This is a genomic window from Cronobacter sp. HA18006, from assembly GCF_011605445.1.
Lineage (GTDB): Bacteria > Pseudomonadota > Gammaproteobacteria > Enterobacterales > Enterobacteriaceae > Cronobacter > Cronobacter sakazakii.
Genome location: NZ_JAANQB010000020.1, coordinates 191,029 through 203,629, shown reverse-complemented (window position 1 = coordinate 203,629; position 12,601 = coordinate 191,029). Strand labels below are relative to the sequence as shown.

Sequence of the window (12,601 nt, the reverse complement as noted above, 5' to 3'; positions counted from 1 at the left end):
CTCCTGCGCTTAGCCCACAACCAGGTTAAGCAGTTTACCCGGTACGTAAATCACTTTACGCACGGTCACGCCGGCGAGGTATTTCGCCACCAGATGTTCCTGAGCGGCGCGCTCGCGCACCTGCTCTTCGGTCGCGTCAGCCGCCACGGTGATTTTACCGCGCACTTTACCGTTGACCTGAACGACGACCAGCGTCGTATCTTCCACCATCGCGCTGTCGTCAGCCTGCGGCCACGGCGCGTTGTCGATATCGCCTTCGCCTTTCAGCTCCTGCCAGAGCGTAAAGCTGACGTGCGGGGTGAACGGGTTGAGCATACGCACCACGGCCAGCAGCGCTTCACGCATTAAGGCACGATCCTGCTCGCCTTCCTGCGGCGCTTTCGCCAGTTTGTTCATCAGTTCCATGATGGCGGCGATAGCGGTGTTAAAGGTCTGACGGCGGCCGATATCATCGGATACTTTCGCGATGGTTTTATGAACGTCGCGACGCAGCGCTTTCTGATCGTCGTTCAGCGCATCGACATTCAGCGCTGGCGCGTCACCGAGCGACGTGTGCTCGTACACCAGACGCCAGACGCGCTTCAGGAAGCGGTTTGCGCCTTCCACGCCGGACTCCTGCCATTCGAGCGTCATATCCGCCGGAGAGGCGAACATCATGAACAGACGCACGGTATCCGCACCGTAACGCTCAACCATCTCCTGCGGGTCGATGCCGTTGTTTTTGGACTTCGACATTTTGCTCATGCCGGTATACACCAGCTCATGGCCCGCGGCGTCGCTCGCTTTCACGATGCGGCCTTTTTCGTCGCGTTCGACGATGGCGTCTTTCGGGGAAACCCAGTTACGTTCGCCATTCGCGCCCACGTAGTAGAACGCGTCCGCCAGCACCATTCCCTGACACAGCAGCTGTTTCGCCGGTTCGTCAGAGTTCACCATGCCCGCGTCACGCATCAGCTTGTGGAAGAAGCGGAAGTAGAGGAGGTGCATGATGGCGTGTTCGATGCCGCCGATATAAATATCGACCGGCAGCCAGTAGTTGGCGGCTTTTTCGTCCAGCATACCTTCTTTGTACTGCGGGCAGGTGTAGCGCGCGTAGTACCAGGAGGATTCCATGAAGGTGTCGAAGGTGTCGGTTTCACGCAGCGCAGGCTGACCGTTAACGGTGGTTTTCGCCCATTCCGGGTCTGCTTTAATCGGGCTGGTGATACCGTCCATGACCACATCTTCCGGCAGGATAACCGGCAGTTGATCGGCAGGCGTCGGCATAACGGTGCCGTCTTCCAGGGTCACCATCGGGATTGGCGCGCCCCAGTAACGCTGGCGGGAAACCCCCCAGTCGCGCAGGCGATAGTTCACTTTGCGCTCGCCCACGCCTTTCGCGGCGAGTTTGTCGGCAATGGCGTTAAAGGCGGCTTCAAAATCAAGACCGTCAAACTCACCAGAGTTGAACAGCACGCCTTTTTCAGTGAGCGCTTGTTCGCTCAGATCCGGCGCGGTGCCTTCTGCGGTCAGGATAACCGGCTTAATCGGCAGGCTGTATTTGGTCGCGAATTCATAGTCGCGCTGGTCGTGGCCCGGAACGGCCATAACCGCGCCGGTGCCATATTCCATCAGCACGAAGTTCGCCGCCCATACCGGGATAGCTTCGCCGGTCAGCGGGTGAATCGCTTTCAGGCCCGTATCGACGCCTTTTTTCTCCATCGTCGCCATATCGGCTTCAGCAACTTTGGTGTTGCGGCATTCGGCAATGAAATCGCCCAGCGCCGGGTTAGCGGCTGCCGCGGCCTGCGCCAGCGGATGACCCGCCGCCACGGCCAGATAGGTGACGCCCATAAAGGTGTCCGGACGGGTGGTATAAACCGTCAGCTTTTCGTCGCTGTTCTGGACGTCAAAGGTGATTTCCACACCTTCAGAGCGACCAATCCAGTTACGCTGCATGGTTTTAACGGTATCCGGCCAGTGATCGAGCTTATCGAGATCGTTTAACAGCTCGTCGGCATAGGCGGTGATTTTAATAAACCACTGCGGGATCTCTTTACGCTCGACTTTGGTGTCGCAGCGCCAGCAGCAGCCGTCGATAACCTGTTCGTTGGCAAGCACGGTCTGGTCGTTCGGGCACCAGTTCACCGCAGAGGTTTTCTTATACACCAGGCCTTTTTTGTAGAGCTCGGTGAAGAACTGCTGTTCCCAGCGGTAATATTCCGGCGTACAGGTCGCCAGCTCGCGGCTCCAGTCATAGCCGAAGCCCAGCATTTTGAGCTGGTTCTTCATGTAGTTGATGTTGTCATAAGTCCACGGGGCCGGCGCGGTGTTGTTTTTCACCGCCGCACCTTCCGCCGGCAGGCCGAAGGCGTCCCAGCCGATGGGCTGCAGCACGTTTTTACCGAGCATACGCTGGTAGCGCGCAATCACATCGCCGATGGTGTAGTTACGAACGTGGCCCATGTGTAGTCGGCCAGAAGGATAGGGAAGCATCGACAGGCAGTAATACTTCTCTTTGCTCTCGTCTTCGGTCACTTCAAATGTGCGCTTCTCTTCCCAGTGAAGCTGTACTTTGGATTCTATCTCTTCCGGGCGATATTGCTCTTGCATGGCAGCCAGTAGTCCTGTTTTCAATACAGCTACAAATGTAGCCTTAACGTGTGTTATTTCAGATCCGCATAGCATAGCCGATTAGACCGCCGCACAACAGCCTTTCAGCGGAGGGGGCGCGAATAAGGAAATACAGGCTTTTACACGGCGCTGTGCGCTGGCTGACAAAGCGCTGCGGGATTAACGTCTACAATAAGAAGAGGTTACCCATTCAGGAGGAAAAGGCGATGAACAAGGTTGCGCAATATTACCGTGAACTGGTGGCCTCGCTCACCGAACGCGTCCGCAACGGGGAGCGGGATATCGATGCGCTGGTGGAGAGTGCAAGACGGCATATTGCCCGCACCGGCGAACTTACCCGCACGGAAGAAGAGGAAGTCACCCGCGCGGTGCGACGCGATCTGGAAGAGTTCGCCCGCAGCTATAAGGAAAGCCAGGAAGAACTGACAGACAGCGTCTTTTTCCGGGTAATCAAAGAGAGTGTCTGGCAGGAGCTGGCGGATATTACCGATAAAACCCAGCTGGAGTGGCGCGAAGTGTTCCAGGATCTCAACCATCACGGTGTTTATCACAGCGGCGAGGTAGTGGGCCTTGGCAACCTGGTGTGCGAAAACTGCCATCACCATCTGGCCTTTTACACCCCGGAAGTGCTGCCGGTTTGCCCGAAATGCGGCCATAACCAGTTCCAGCGTCGGCCGTTTGAGCCTTAATAAAACAACGCGCGGGCCGAAGCCCGCGCATTATTTTGGCAGTAATTAGTGAAGGATTTTCGCGAGAAAGTCTTTCGCACGTTCTGACTTCGGGTTTGCGAAGAACTCTTCTTTTGGCGAATCTTCCACAATTTTGCCTTCATCCATAAAGATAACGCGGTGCGCCACTTTACGCGCAAAGCCCATCTCGTGCGTTACCACCATCATCGTCATCCCTTCCTGCGCCAGTTCAACCATCACGTCCAGCACTTCGTTGATCATTTCCGGATCGAGCGCGGAGGTGGGTTCGTCAAACAGCATCGCGACCGGGTCCATGCAGAGTGCGCGGGCAATCGCCACACGCTGCTGCTGGCCGCCGGAAAGCTGCGCCGGATATTTATTGGCGTGCGCGGATAGCCCGACGCGCTCCAGCAGTTTCAGCCCTTTTTCACGGGCGGCGGCTTTGTCGCGCTTGAGCACTTTGACCTGCGCGAGCGTCAGGTTTTCGATAATAGAGAGGTGCGGGAACAGCTCGAAGTGCTGGAACACCATGCCGACGTGTGAGCGAAGCTGCGCCAGATTGGTTTTTCTGTCGTTAACCTTCGTGCCGTTGACGACAATTTCGCCCTGCTGAACGGGTTCAAGGCCGTTGACGGTTTTAATCAGCGTCGATTTGCCGGAGCCGGAAGGGCCGCACACCACCACGACTTCGCCTTTTTTCACCGCCGTGGAGCAGTCGGTAAGCACCTGAAAGTGACCATACCATTTTGAAACGTTTTTCAGGGTAATCATTATACCGTCCTTTTCTTCAGCCAGCTGACCAACAGCGATGCACTTAAACTAATGACAAAATAAACGGCGCCTGCAAACAGGATCATCTCCACCTGAGTGCCGTCGCGCTCGCCGATAGTGGACGCGGTGCGGAAGAAATCCGCAAGGCTAAGCACATAAACGAGCGAGGTATCCTGAAAGAGCACGATGCCCTGAGTGAGCAACAGCGGCACCATGGCGCGAAACGCCTGCGGCAGGATAATTAGCTTCATGGATTGCCAGTGCGTCATCCCGAGCGCCAGCGCGGCACTCGACTGGCCGCGGGAGATGCTCTGAATACCGGCGCGGATAATCTCCGAATAATAGGCGGCTTCAAACATCGAGAACGCCACCATCGCGGAGATCAGACGGATATCGGTTTTCGGCGAAATCCCCAGCACGTCCTGTAACAGCCCCGGCACAATCAGGTAAAACCACAGCAGCACCATGACCAGCGGAATAGAACGAAACACGTTCACGTAGGCGGTGGCAAACCAGGCCAGTGGCTTAAACGCCGAAAGCCGCATCACGGCAAGCAACGTGCCCCAGACGATGCCGAAGATAACGGCAGTGACGGTGATTTTTAAGGTAATGACCAGGCCCGCCAGCAGATAAGGCATGGAGGGAACAATGGAGCTCCAGTCAAATTCGTACATTATTTGCTCCCCATGTTGCCCGGCAGGCGAACCTTACGTTCCACCAGATTCATCACCAGCATAATGACCGCGTTGATAAAAACATAAGCGAGGGTGATGGCCGTAAAAGACTCCCAGGCGTGCGCGGAGTAGTCGAGCAGCTTGCCAGCCTGCGCCGCCATATCCACCAGACCGATGGTTGAAGCGATGGCCGAGTTTTTCACCAGGTTCATCATCTCTGAGGTCATTGGTGGCACAATCACGCGGTAGGCGTTGGGCAGCAGCACATAGCGGTAGGTTTGCGGCAGCGTCAGCCCCATCGCGAGACCGGCGTTTTTCTGGCCGCGCGGCAGCGACTGGATAGCGGCGCGCACCTGCTCGCAGACGCGGGCGGCCGTAAAAAGCCCGAGGCAGATCATTGAGGAGAGGAAAAACTGCACGTTCGGATCGAGCTCCGCTTTAAACCACATGCCGAGATTTTCCGGCAGCAATTCCGGCACGACCAGATACCAGGTAAAGAACTGGACGATCAGCGGAACGTTACGGAAAAGCTCGACGTAGCAGGTGCCGATGCCGGAGAGAAAACGGTTCGGTACGGTGCGCAGAATGCCGAACAGGGAGCCAACGAGGAAGGCGATTATCCAGGCGCTTATCGACAGCGCGACGGTCACCTGGAAGCCACTCCATAGCCAGCCTAAATAGGTGGTGTTGCCGAACGGCGCATCCTGCAGAAAGATGCCCCAGTTCCAGTCTATAGACATAACGTACTCCGAAAAAAAAGAAGGGTAGCAGCGCTACCCCCTAAGATTGATGAGAAGCCTCTTTGTTCGCGCCGGTTGGGGAACGGCCAACCGACGTATAGTCTGTCCGGGCTTGCTTCTTCAATCATGAGGGCAGGGTGACCCGCCCCTTAATGGTTGTAATTAGTTAAGCGCTTTATCGTTAGGCTCTTTGAACAGGGCTTTCATGTCGTCAGAAAGCTCAAAGTTCAGGTTAAGGTTTTTCGGTGGGATCGGGTTTTTAAACCATTTATCAAACCACTTTTCCGCGTCGCCAGAGGTCTGTGCTTTGGCGATGGTCTCGTCTACCAGCTTTTTGAAAGACTCGTCGCCTTTACGCAGCATGCAGCCATAGGCTTCTTTAGACTGCGGCGTGCCGACGATTTCCCAGTTATCCGGTTTCTTCGCCTTCGCGCGCTCGCCAGCCAGCAGGGCATCATCCATCATAAACGCCACCGCGCGGCCGCTTTCCAGGGTACGGAAGGAGTCGCCGTGATCTTTGGCGCTGATGATGCGCATGTCCATTTTCTTCTCGTCGTTCAGCTTATGCAGCAGCACTTCTGACGTCGTGCCGGAAGTTACAACGACCGCTTTGCCTTTCAGATCCGGGAAATCTTTAATCGGGCCGCCTTTTTTCACCAGCAGGCGAGTACCTACGACGAAAATGGTGTCAGAGAAAGCCGCCTGTTTCTGGCGCTCCAGGTTGTTGGTGGTGGAGCCGCATTCGAAATCAAAGGTGCCGTTTTGCAGCAGCGGGATACGGTTCTGCGAGGTAATGGGGATCATTTTGACCTGCAGATCCGGCTTGTTGAGCTGTTTCTTCACGGCTTCAACGATAGCGTTGGAGTAATCCTGCGAATAGCCGACCACTTTTTGCTGGTTGTCGTAATAGGAGAAAGGAACTGAGGATTCGCGATGGCCGACAACAATAACGCCGTTCGCTTTGATTTTATCCAGCGTGCTTTGACCGCCGCTTGCGTCTTCCGCATGGGCCAGACCTGCGCTCAGACCCATTACCAGCATTGCTGCGGTCAGTTTACGTAACTGCATATCCAACTCCTTTATCGCGGCGCCAGAAACGCCATTGATACCCAATTGTGAATGTGTGTTGTTATATCCTGCCGTCCCGCCAGCAGCGTTAGTACCGTGTTGGTACCATTTAGCCTGGCTGGATGTAAATAATTTGCTGTGAATTTGTTTATTTTTGCGAAGCGCGCCGCACCAATGAGAGGCAAAAATGCGGTGTTGCACTAAAGTGGTGCCGCAAAAGATCGCTGCTGGTGCATCTAACGCGCCTGCGTCGCCCGATTAGGCGTTTCAGCTAAATCATTGGGTTAACTAAAGCAAAGGGTGTGCCAGAAAAGGAAAAGGCCAGCATAGCTGACCTTTTTAGGGGAAATGGAGCGGTAATTTACGAACGTCTGCGTCTGCCGAGGCTCATCAGCACGGAGACGAAACCACCCAGCGCAACGATTATCCAGATAATCGCGTTGCCAAAACGGGCATACGGCGTCAGCCCGCTGGTGGGCGTAACGGAGGCATTTAACACCTCGCGGGTGAACTGCGGGATGATCGACTGAACATTACCGTTAGCGTCAATGACCGCCGTCACGCCGTTATTGGTGCTGCGAAGCAGCGGACGCGCCAGCTCCAGCGCACGCATACGCGCCATCTGAAAGTGCTGCCACGGGCCGATAGAGTGGCCAAACCAGGCGTCGTTCGAGATAGTCAGCAGGAAGTCAGTATCCGGGCGGAAGTTATCGCGCACCTGTTCGCCGAGAATAATTTCATAGCAGATCGCCGCCGTGAGCTTCATGCCGTGCGCCTGTAACTGCGGCTGCATATACGGGCCGCGGCTGAAAGAGGACATCGGCAGATCGAAGAACGGCGCGAGCGGGCGCAGAATCGATTCCAGCGGCACGAACTCGCCAAACGGCACCAGATGGTTTTTATGGTAGCGGTTGGCGGAGTTGTAGCTGTATGGCGTACCGGCACCGAGCGTAATGATGGTGTTGTAGGTGTCGTAACGGTTTTTCTCGTTAAGACGCGCATCCACCACGCCGGTAATCAGCGTCGCGTCGTTATCGCGAAGCACAGTGTCCAGATCGTGCAGGAACGGTTGCTGATTGCTCTCTAAATCGGGAATGGCGGATTCCGGCCAGATAATCAACCCGGCTTTACCGAGCTGCTCGCGCGTGGCGTTAAAGTAAATCCGCAGCGTGTTCATCAACTCGCGCTCATCCCATTTCATCGACTGCGGAATATTGCCCTGCACCAGCGCGACGTTTATTGCGCGTTCGGCATGCGGCTGATACCACTGGATATAGCGCAGCGGGAAGGGCAGCGCGAACAGCACGAGCGCGCAAACGGCAGGCTTCCAGGCGCGATGCACGATCGCCAGCACCAGCAGGCCGCTCACTGCCATCAGTAAAAAGGTGATGGCTTCAACGCCCATCACTGGCGCCAGGCCTTTCAGCGGGCCGTCTATCTGGCTGTAGCCAAACTGCAGCCACGGGAAGCCGGTCAGCACCCAGCCGCGTAAAAACTCGGTGAGATGCCAGAAGACGGGCGCGGCAATCGCAAGGCGCAGCCAGCTGGTTTTCGGCCACAGGCGCGAGAGGACGCCTGCGAAAAGACCGGTATAGAGTGAAAGATACGCGGCAAGCAGGACGACCAGCGCCACGTTGACCGGCCCCGGCATGCCGCCGAACTGGGCGATGCTGACATAGACCCAGTTCACGCCGCTGCCAAACAGGCCAAGCCCCCAGAAGAAACCAATCCAGGCGCTTTGCATCGGGCGACGATTAAGCGTAAGCCCCTGTAAGCCCATCAGCGAAATAAGGGCGGCGGGCCAGAAATCGTAAGGGGAAAAGGCCAGCGTTCCGCTGGCACCAAAAAGCAGCGCCAGCAGCAGACGCACGCGCTGGCGTTCAATCATTGAGGCAAGAGCCATTCCATTAGTCTTCCAGTTTAGGCTGCGGCGAGTTTTCCGGCATTCTGACGTGGACCTGGATAATACGACGGCTGTCCGCCATGGCAACTTTAAACTGGTAACCATCGATGTCGATGGTTTCTCCGCGCGCAGGCAGATGACCGAACGCCTGCATCACCAGACCGCCGATGGTGTCGACTTCTTCATCGCTGAACTGGGTGCCGAAGGTATCGTTAAAATCTTCAATGGACGCCAGTGCGCGCACGGTCCAGGTGTGGCGGCTGAGCTGACGGAAATCGATATCTTCTTCGTCGTCGTATTCATCTTCGATTTCGCCGACGATGAGCTCAAGAATATCTTCGATAGTCACAAGCCCGGATACGCCGCCGAATTCATCAATCACGATAGCCATGTGATAACGCTGGGAGCGGAACTCTTTCAGCATCCGGTCAACCCGTTTGCTTTCCGGCACGACAACCGCCGGGCGCAGCACTTTATCCATGCTGAAGGCTTCGGCATCGCTGCGCATAAACGGCAGCAGATCCTTGGCCATCAGGATCCCTTCAATGTGATCTTTATCTTCGCTGATCACCGGGAAACGTGAATGCGCCGATTCGATAATGACGTCAAGACATTCATCAAGGCTCTGGTTGCGTTTCAGGGTGACCATCTGGGAGCGGGGGATCATGATGTCGCGCACGCGCTGGTCGGCGATATCCATTACCCCTTCAAGCATGTCGCGCGTATCCTGGTCGATAAGCTCGTTCTGCTCGGAATCACGGATAAGCTCTAGCAGTTCGTCACGGTTTTTGGGTTCACCGTGGAACAGCTGGCTTAAGAGGAGGGAGAAAAATCCCTTTTTGTTAAGTGAGTCGCTACTGTGTGAGTTGTCGTCGCTCATGGCGTTAATTCAGGGTTCTCATGTTGGTTTATGTCTCGCTCGTGGCGGAAAACTCACGCCACGGCGGTAGAAATCACTGGCGGCAGCGGGCTGCCGCACAGATTACGCTTTCTCGGCAATGTACGGATCGTCAAAGCCCAGGGCAAGCATTATCTCGGTTTCGATGCCTTCCATCTCTTCGGCTTCGTCATCCTCAATATGGTCATAGCCCAGAAGATGCAGACTGCCGTGCACCACCATATGCGCCCAGTGGGCTTCCAGCGGCTTTTCCTGTTCCCGCGCTTCGCGCTCGACCACCTGACGACAGATGATCAAATCGCCAAGCAGCGGCATGTCGATGCCGGGCGGCGCTTCGAACGGGAACGACAGCACGTTGGTCGGTTTATCTTTTCCGCGATAAGTCAGGTTTAAATCATGGCTTTCCGCTTCATCCACCAGACGCACCGTGACTTCTGATTCTTCCTGAAACTGCGGCACAACGGCATTCAGCCATGTCTGAAACTGCGCCTCGTCCGGTAATCCCGTGGTGTCTTCGCAGGCAATCTGCAAATCAAGAATGACCTGACTCATTTGCTCTCCTGCGTGCCCGCGGCCAGCGCCTGGGCTTCACGTTTACGTTCCGCGGCCTGTTCGGCTTTGCGTTTCTGGTCAGCCTCTTCCCACGCTTCATAGGCGGTGACGATGCGCGCGACAACCGGATGGCGCACCACGTCTTCGCTGTGGAAGAAGTTAAAGCTGATCTCTTCGACTTCCGAAAGCACTTCAATGGCGTGACGCAGGCCGGACTTCAGGTTTCGCGGCAGGTCAATCTGCGTGACGTCGCCGGTGATCACCGCTTTGGAGTTAAAGCCGATACGGGTCAGGAACATTTTCATCTGTTCGATGGTGGTGTTCTGGCTCTCATCGAGAATAATAAACGCGTCGTTAAGCGTACGGCCGCGCATGTAAGCCAGCGGCGCGACTTCAATCACGTTGCGCTCCATCAGTTTTTCCACACGCTCAAAGCCGAGCATCTCAAAGAGTGCGTCATACAGCGGGCGCAAATATGGGTCCACTTTCTGGCTGAGATCGCCTGGCAGGAAGCCGAGTTTTTCACCGGCTTCCACGGCCGGACGGGTCAGCAGAATACGGCGAATTTCCTGGCGCTCCAGCGCGTCCACGGCGGCCGCGACCGCAAGATACGTTTTACCCGTACCGGCAGGGCCGATACCGAAGGTGATGTCGTGGTCGAGAATATTCGCGATGTACTGCGCCTGGTTTGGCGTGCGCGGTTTAATCACGCCGCGTTTGGTCTTGATATTGACCGCTTTGCCATACTCCGGCACGCTTTCGGCGCTCTGCTCAAGCACGCGAAATTCTTTAATGGCCAGATGAATTTGTTCCGGCTCGATCTCTTTGATTTCGCCACGCATCGGGGCGGTATCGACGTACAGATGGCGCAGAATATCCGCCGCCGCGCTGACGCAAATCGTGCGGCCGGTCAGTTTAAAATGGTTGTCGCGACGGGCGATTTCGATGCCGAGGCGGCGTTCAAGCTGTTTGATGTTGTCATCAAAGGGTCCACAGAGGCTAAGCAGACGGGCATTGTCTGCCGGTTCCAGCGTAAATTCACGAGTTTCGATATTCAAACTTGTCCTCTTGGTCACTCAGGGCCAGTTAAGGTGAGTAAAAATGCCTGCTGATTTTCTCAGGGCCTGAGAGAAATTATTCACGGCGAGGGAAAAAGGCGCAAGCGACAACCCGGATATTTGGGTGACGCCTTCAGAATACAAGCACGGATGGTGTAAAAATAAGCGTATGCCGCGCCAGGGCGGCATACGTGAGAGAGCAGATTATGGCTGGAAAATCCCGACGCCGAGTTCGTTTTCTTTGCGGGTGCGGGCGATGATCGATTCCGGCGATTCCACCACGCGCAGGCCCATCTCGTCTTCGGTGCGGATAACCTTGCCGCGCAGCGAATTCGGGAACACTTCCGTGATTTCCACATCGACGAATTTACCCACCATATCCGGCGAGCCCTCGAAGTTCACCACGCGGTTGTTTTCGGTACGCCCGGAAAGCTCCATGATGCTCTTACGCGACGTGCCTTCCACCAGAATGCGCTGGGTTGTGCCGAGCATACGGCGGCTCCACGCCATCGCCTGCTGGTTGATGCGCTCCTGAAGGATGTACAGACGCTGTTTTTTCTCCTCTTCCGGCACGTCATCCACCATGTCGGCGGCAGGCGTACCCGGACGCGCGGAGAAAATAAAGCTGTAGCTCATGTCGAAATTCACCTCGGCAATCAGCTTCATGGTCTGTTCGAAATCCTGCTGGGTTTCGCCAGGGAAGCCGACGATGAAGTCGGAGCTAATCTGAATATCCGGACGCGCGGCGCGCAGCTTGCGGATAATGGCTTTATATTCCAGCGCCGTGTGGGTGCGTCCCATCATGTTCAGTACGCGGTCGGAGCCGCTCTGTACCGGCAGATGCAGGAAGCTCACCAGCTCCGGCGTGTCGCGATAGACTTCGATGATGTCATCGGTAAATTCAATCGGGTGGCTGGTGGTGAAGCGGATGCGGTCAATGCCGTCAATCGCCGCGACCAGACGCAGCAAGTCGGCAAACGTGCCGGTAGTGCCGTCGTAGTTTTCGCCGCGCCAGGCGTTCACGTTCTGGCCGAGCAGGTTAACTTCACGCACTCCCTGGGCGGCGAGCTGGGCGATTTCCAGCACGATGTCGTCGCTCGGACGGCTCACTTCTTCACCGCGGGTATACGGAACCACGCAGTAGGTGCAGTATTTATTGCAGCCTTCCATGATGGAAACGAACGCCGTCGGGCCTTCCGCGCGCGGCTCAGGCAGGCGATCGAATTTTTCGATTTCCGGGAAGCTGATGTCCACAACCGGGCTGCGCGTGCCTTTTACCTGGTTGATCATTTCCGGCAGGCGGTGCAGGGTCTGAGGCCCGAAAATGATGTCAACGTAGCGGGCGCGATCGCGAATATGGTCACCTTCCTGAGACGCTACACAGCCGCCCACGCCGATAATCACATCCGGGTTCTTTTCCTTTAACGTTTTCCAGCGACCTAACTGATGGAAAACCTTCTCCTGTGCCTTCTCGCGGATTGAGCAGGTATTCAGCAGCAGAATATCTGCTTCTTCCGCCACGTCGGTCAGCGTAAAGCCGTGCGTGGTTTCCAGCAGATCGGCCATCTTCGATGAATCGTATTCATTCATCTGACAGCCCCAGGTTTTGATATGGAGTTTTTTTGTCATTGACTT

Annotated in this window: 11 protein-coding genes; 1 reads left to right on the top strand and 10 read right to left on the bottom strand. The window is 56.0% G+C overall.

The window, feature by feature from the left end; all coding sequences use genetic code 11:
- Positions 1–9: 9 nt before the first annotated feature.
- Positions 10–2,592 carry a leucine--tRNA ligase gene (leuS, locus tag G9X48_RS10025; protein WP_007848251.1) on the bottom strand — a complete coding sequence of 861 codons (2,583 nt, stop codon included), beginning with the start codon at positions 2,590–2,592 and terminating at the stop codon, positions 10–12.
- 227 nt (positions 2,593–2,819) lie between these two features.
- Here leuS and G9X48_RS10020 point away from each other — a divergent pair, with 227 nt between their 5' ends.
- Positions 2,820–3,302, top strand: coding sequence for a zinc ribbon-containing protein (locus G9X48_RS10020; protein ID WP_004387200.1), 483 nt, complete (start codon positions 2,820–2,822; stop codon positions 3,300–3,302).
- Positions 3,303–3,347: 45 nt separating this feature from the next.
- Here the strand turns inward: G9X48_RS10020 and G9X48_RS10015 are convergent, their stop codons facing one another.
- The 9 genes from G9X48_RS10015 to miaB form a co-directional block, all read right to left on the bottom strand.
- Positions 3,348–4,073 carry an amino acid ABC transporter ATP-binding protein gene (locus tag G9X48_RS10015; RefSeq protein WP_007848253.1) on the bottom strand — a complete coding sequence of 242 codons (726 nt, stop codon included), beginning with the start codon at positions 4,071–4,073 and terminating at the stop codon, positions 3,348–3,350.
- Positions 4,073–4,747 carry a glutamate/aspartate ABC transporter permease GltK gene (gltK, locus tag G9X48_RS10010; protein WP_004387196.1) on the bottom strand — a complete coding sequence of 225 codons (675 nt, stop codon included), beginning with the start codon at positions 4,745–4,747 and terminating at the stop codon, positions 4,073–4,075. Before gltK ends, G9X48_RS10015 begins: the two co-directional genes overlap by 1 nt.
- Entirely contained in the window at positions 4,747–5,487 is a 741-nt protein-coding gene (locus G9X48_RS10005; RefSeq protein WP_007781806.1) for an amino acid ABC transporter permease, read from the bottom strand. The genes gltK and G9X48_RS10005 overlap by 1 nt, the downstream gene beginning before the upstream one ends.
- Positions 5,488–5,649: 162 nt before the next feature.
- A complete protein-coding gene (locus tag G9X48_RS10000; RefSeq protein ID WP_007900523.1) occupies positions 5,650–6,555 on the bottom strand; it encodes an amino acid ABC transporter substrate-binding protein in 906 nt (301 codons plus the stop codon).
- A gap of 361 nt (positions 6,556–6,916) precedes the next feature.
- Positions 6,917–8,458 carry an apolipoprotein N-acyltransferase gene (gene lnt / locus G9X48_RS09995; RefSeq protein ID WP_097641203.1) on the bottom strand — a complete coding sequence of 514 codons (1,542 nt, stop codon included), beginning with the start codon at positions 8,456–8,458 and terminating at the stop codon, positions 6,917–6,919.
- A gap of 4 nt (positions 8,459–8,462) precedes the next feature.
- The gene (corC, locus tag G9X48_RS09990) at positions 8,463–9,338 is read right to left on the bottom strand and encodes a CNNM family magnesium/cobalt transport protein CorC (RefSeq protein WP_004387191.1); all 876 of its coding nucleotides are present in this window, start codon (positions 9,336–9,338) and stop codon (positions 8,463–8,465) included.
- A gap of 102 nt (positions 9,339–9,440) precedes the next feature.
- A complete protein-coding gene (ybeY, locus tag G9X48_RS09985; RefSeq protein ID WP_097641204.1) occupies positions 9,441–9,908 on the bottom strand; it encodes an rRNA maturation RNase YbeY in 468 nt (155 codons plus the stop codon).
- Positions 9,905–10,966, bottom strand: coding sequence for a PhoH family protein (locus tag G9X48_RS09980; protein WP_038864133.1), 1,062 nt, complete (start codon positions 10,964–10,966; stop codon positions 9,905–9,907). The genes ybeY and G9X48_RS09980 overlap by 4 nt, the downstream gene beginning before the upstream one ends.
- A 204-nt stretch (positions 10,967–11,170) precedes the next feature.
- Complete coding sequence (gene miaB / locus G9X48_RS09975; protein ID WP_004387188.1) at positions 11,171–12,595, bottom strand: tRNA (N6-isopentenyl adenosine(37)-C2)-methylthiotransferase MiaB; 1,425 nt, start codon at positions 12,593–12,595, stop codon at positions 11,171–11,173.
- Positions 12,596–12,601 lie beyond the last annotated feature (6 nt).

Excerpts from the sequence above, each read along its gene's own strand:
- leuS (WP_007848251.1), bottom strand. The coding sequence starts at position 2,592 with ATGCAAGAGCAATATCGCCCGGAAGAGATAGAATCCAAAGTACAGCTT.
- G9X48_RS10020 (WP_004387200.1), top strand. The coding sequence starts at position 2,820 with ATGAACAAGGTTGCGCAATATTACCGTGAACTGGTGGCCTCGCTCACC.
- G9X48_RS10015 (WP_007848253.1), bottom strand. The coding sequence starts at position 4,073 with ATGATTACCCTGAAAAACGTTTCAAAATGGTATGGTCACTTTCAGGTG.
- gltK (WP_004387196.1), bottom strand. The coding sequence starts at position 4,747 with ATGTACGAATTTGACTGGAGCTCCATTGTTCCCTCCATGCCTTATCTG.
- G9X48_RS10005 (WP_007781806.1), bottom strand. The coding sequence starts at position 5,487 with ATGTCTATAGACTGGAACTGGGGCATCTTTCTGCAGGATGCGCCGTTC.
- G9X48_RS10000 (WP_007900523.1), bottom strand. The coding sequence starts at position 6,555 with ATGCAGTTACGTAAACTGACCGCAGCAATGCTGGTAATGGGTCTGAGC.
- lnt (WP_097641203.1), bottom strand. The coding sequence starts at position 8,458 with ATGGCTCTTGCCTCAATGATTGAACGCCAGCGCGTGCGTCTGCTGCTG.
- corC (WP_004387191.1), bottom strand. The coding sequence starts at position 9,338 with ATGAGCGACGACAACTCACACAGTAGCGACTCACTTAACAAAAAGGGA.
- ybeY (WP_097641204.1), bottom strand. The coding sequence starts at position 9,908 with ATGAGTCAGGTCATTCTTGATTTGCAGATTGCCTGCGAAGACACCACG.
- miaB (WP_004387188.1), bottom strand. The coding sequence starts at position 12,595 with ATGACAAAAAAACTCCATATCAAAACCTGGGGCTGTCAGATGAATGAA.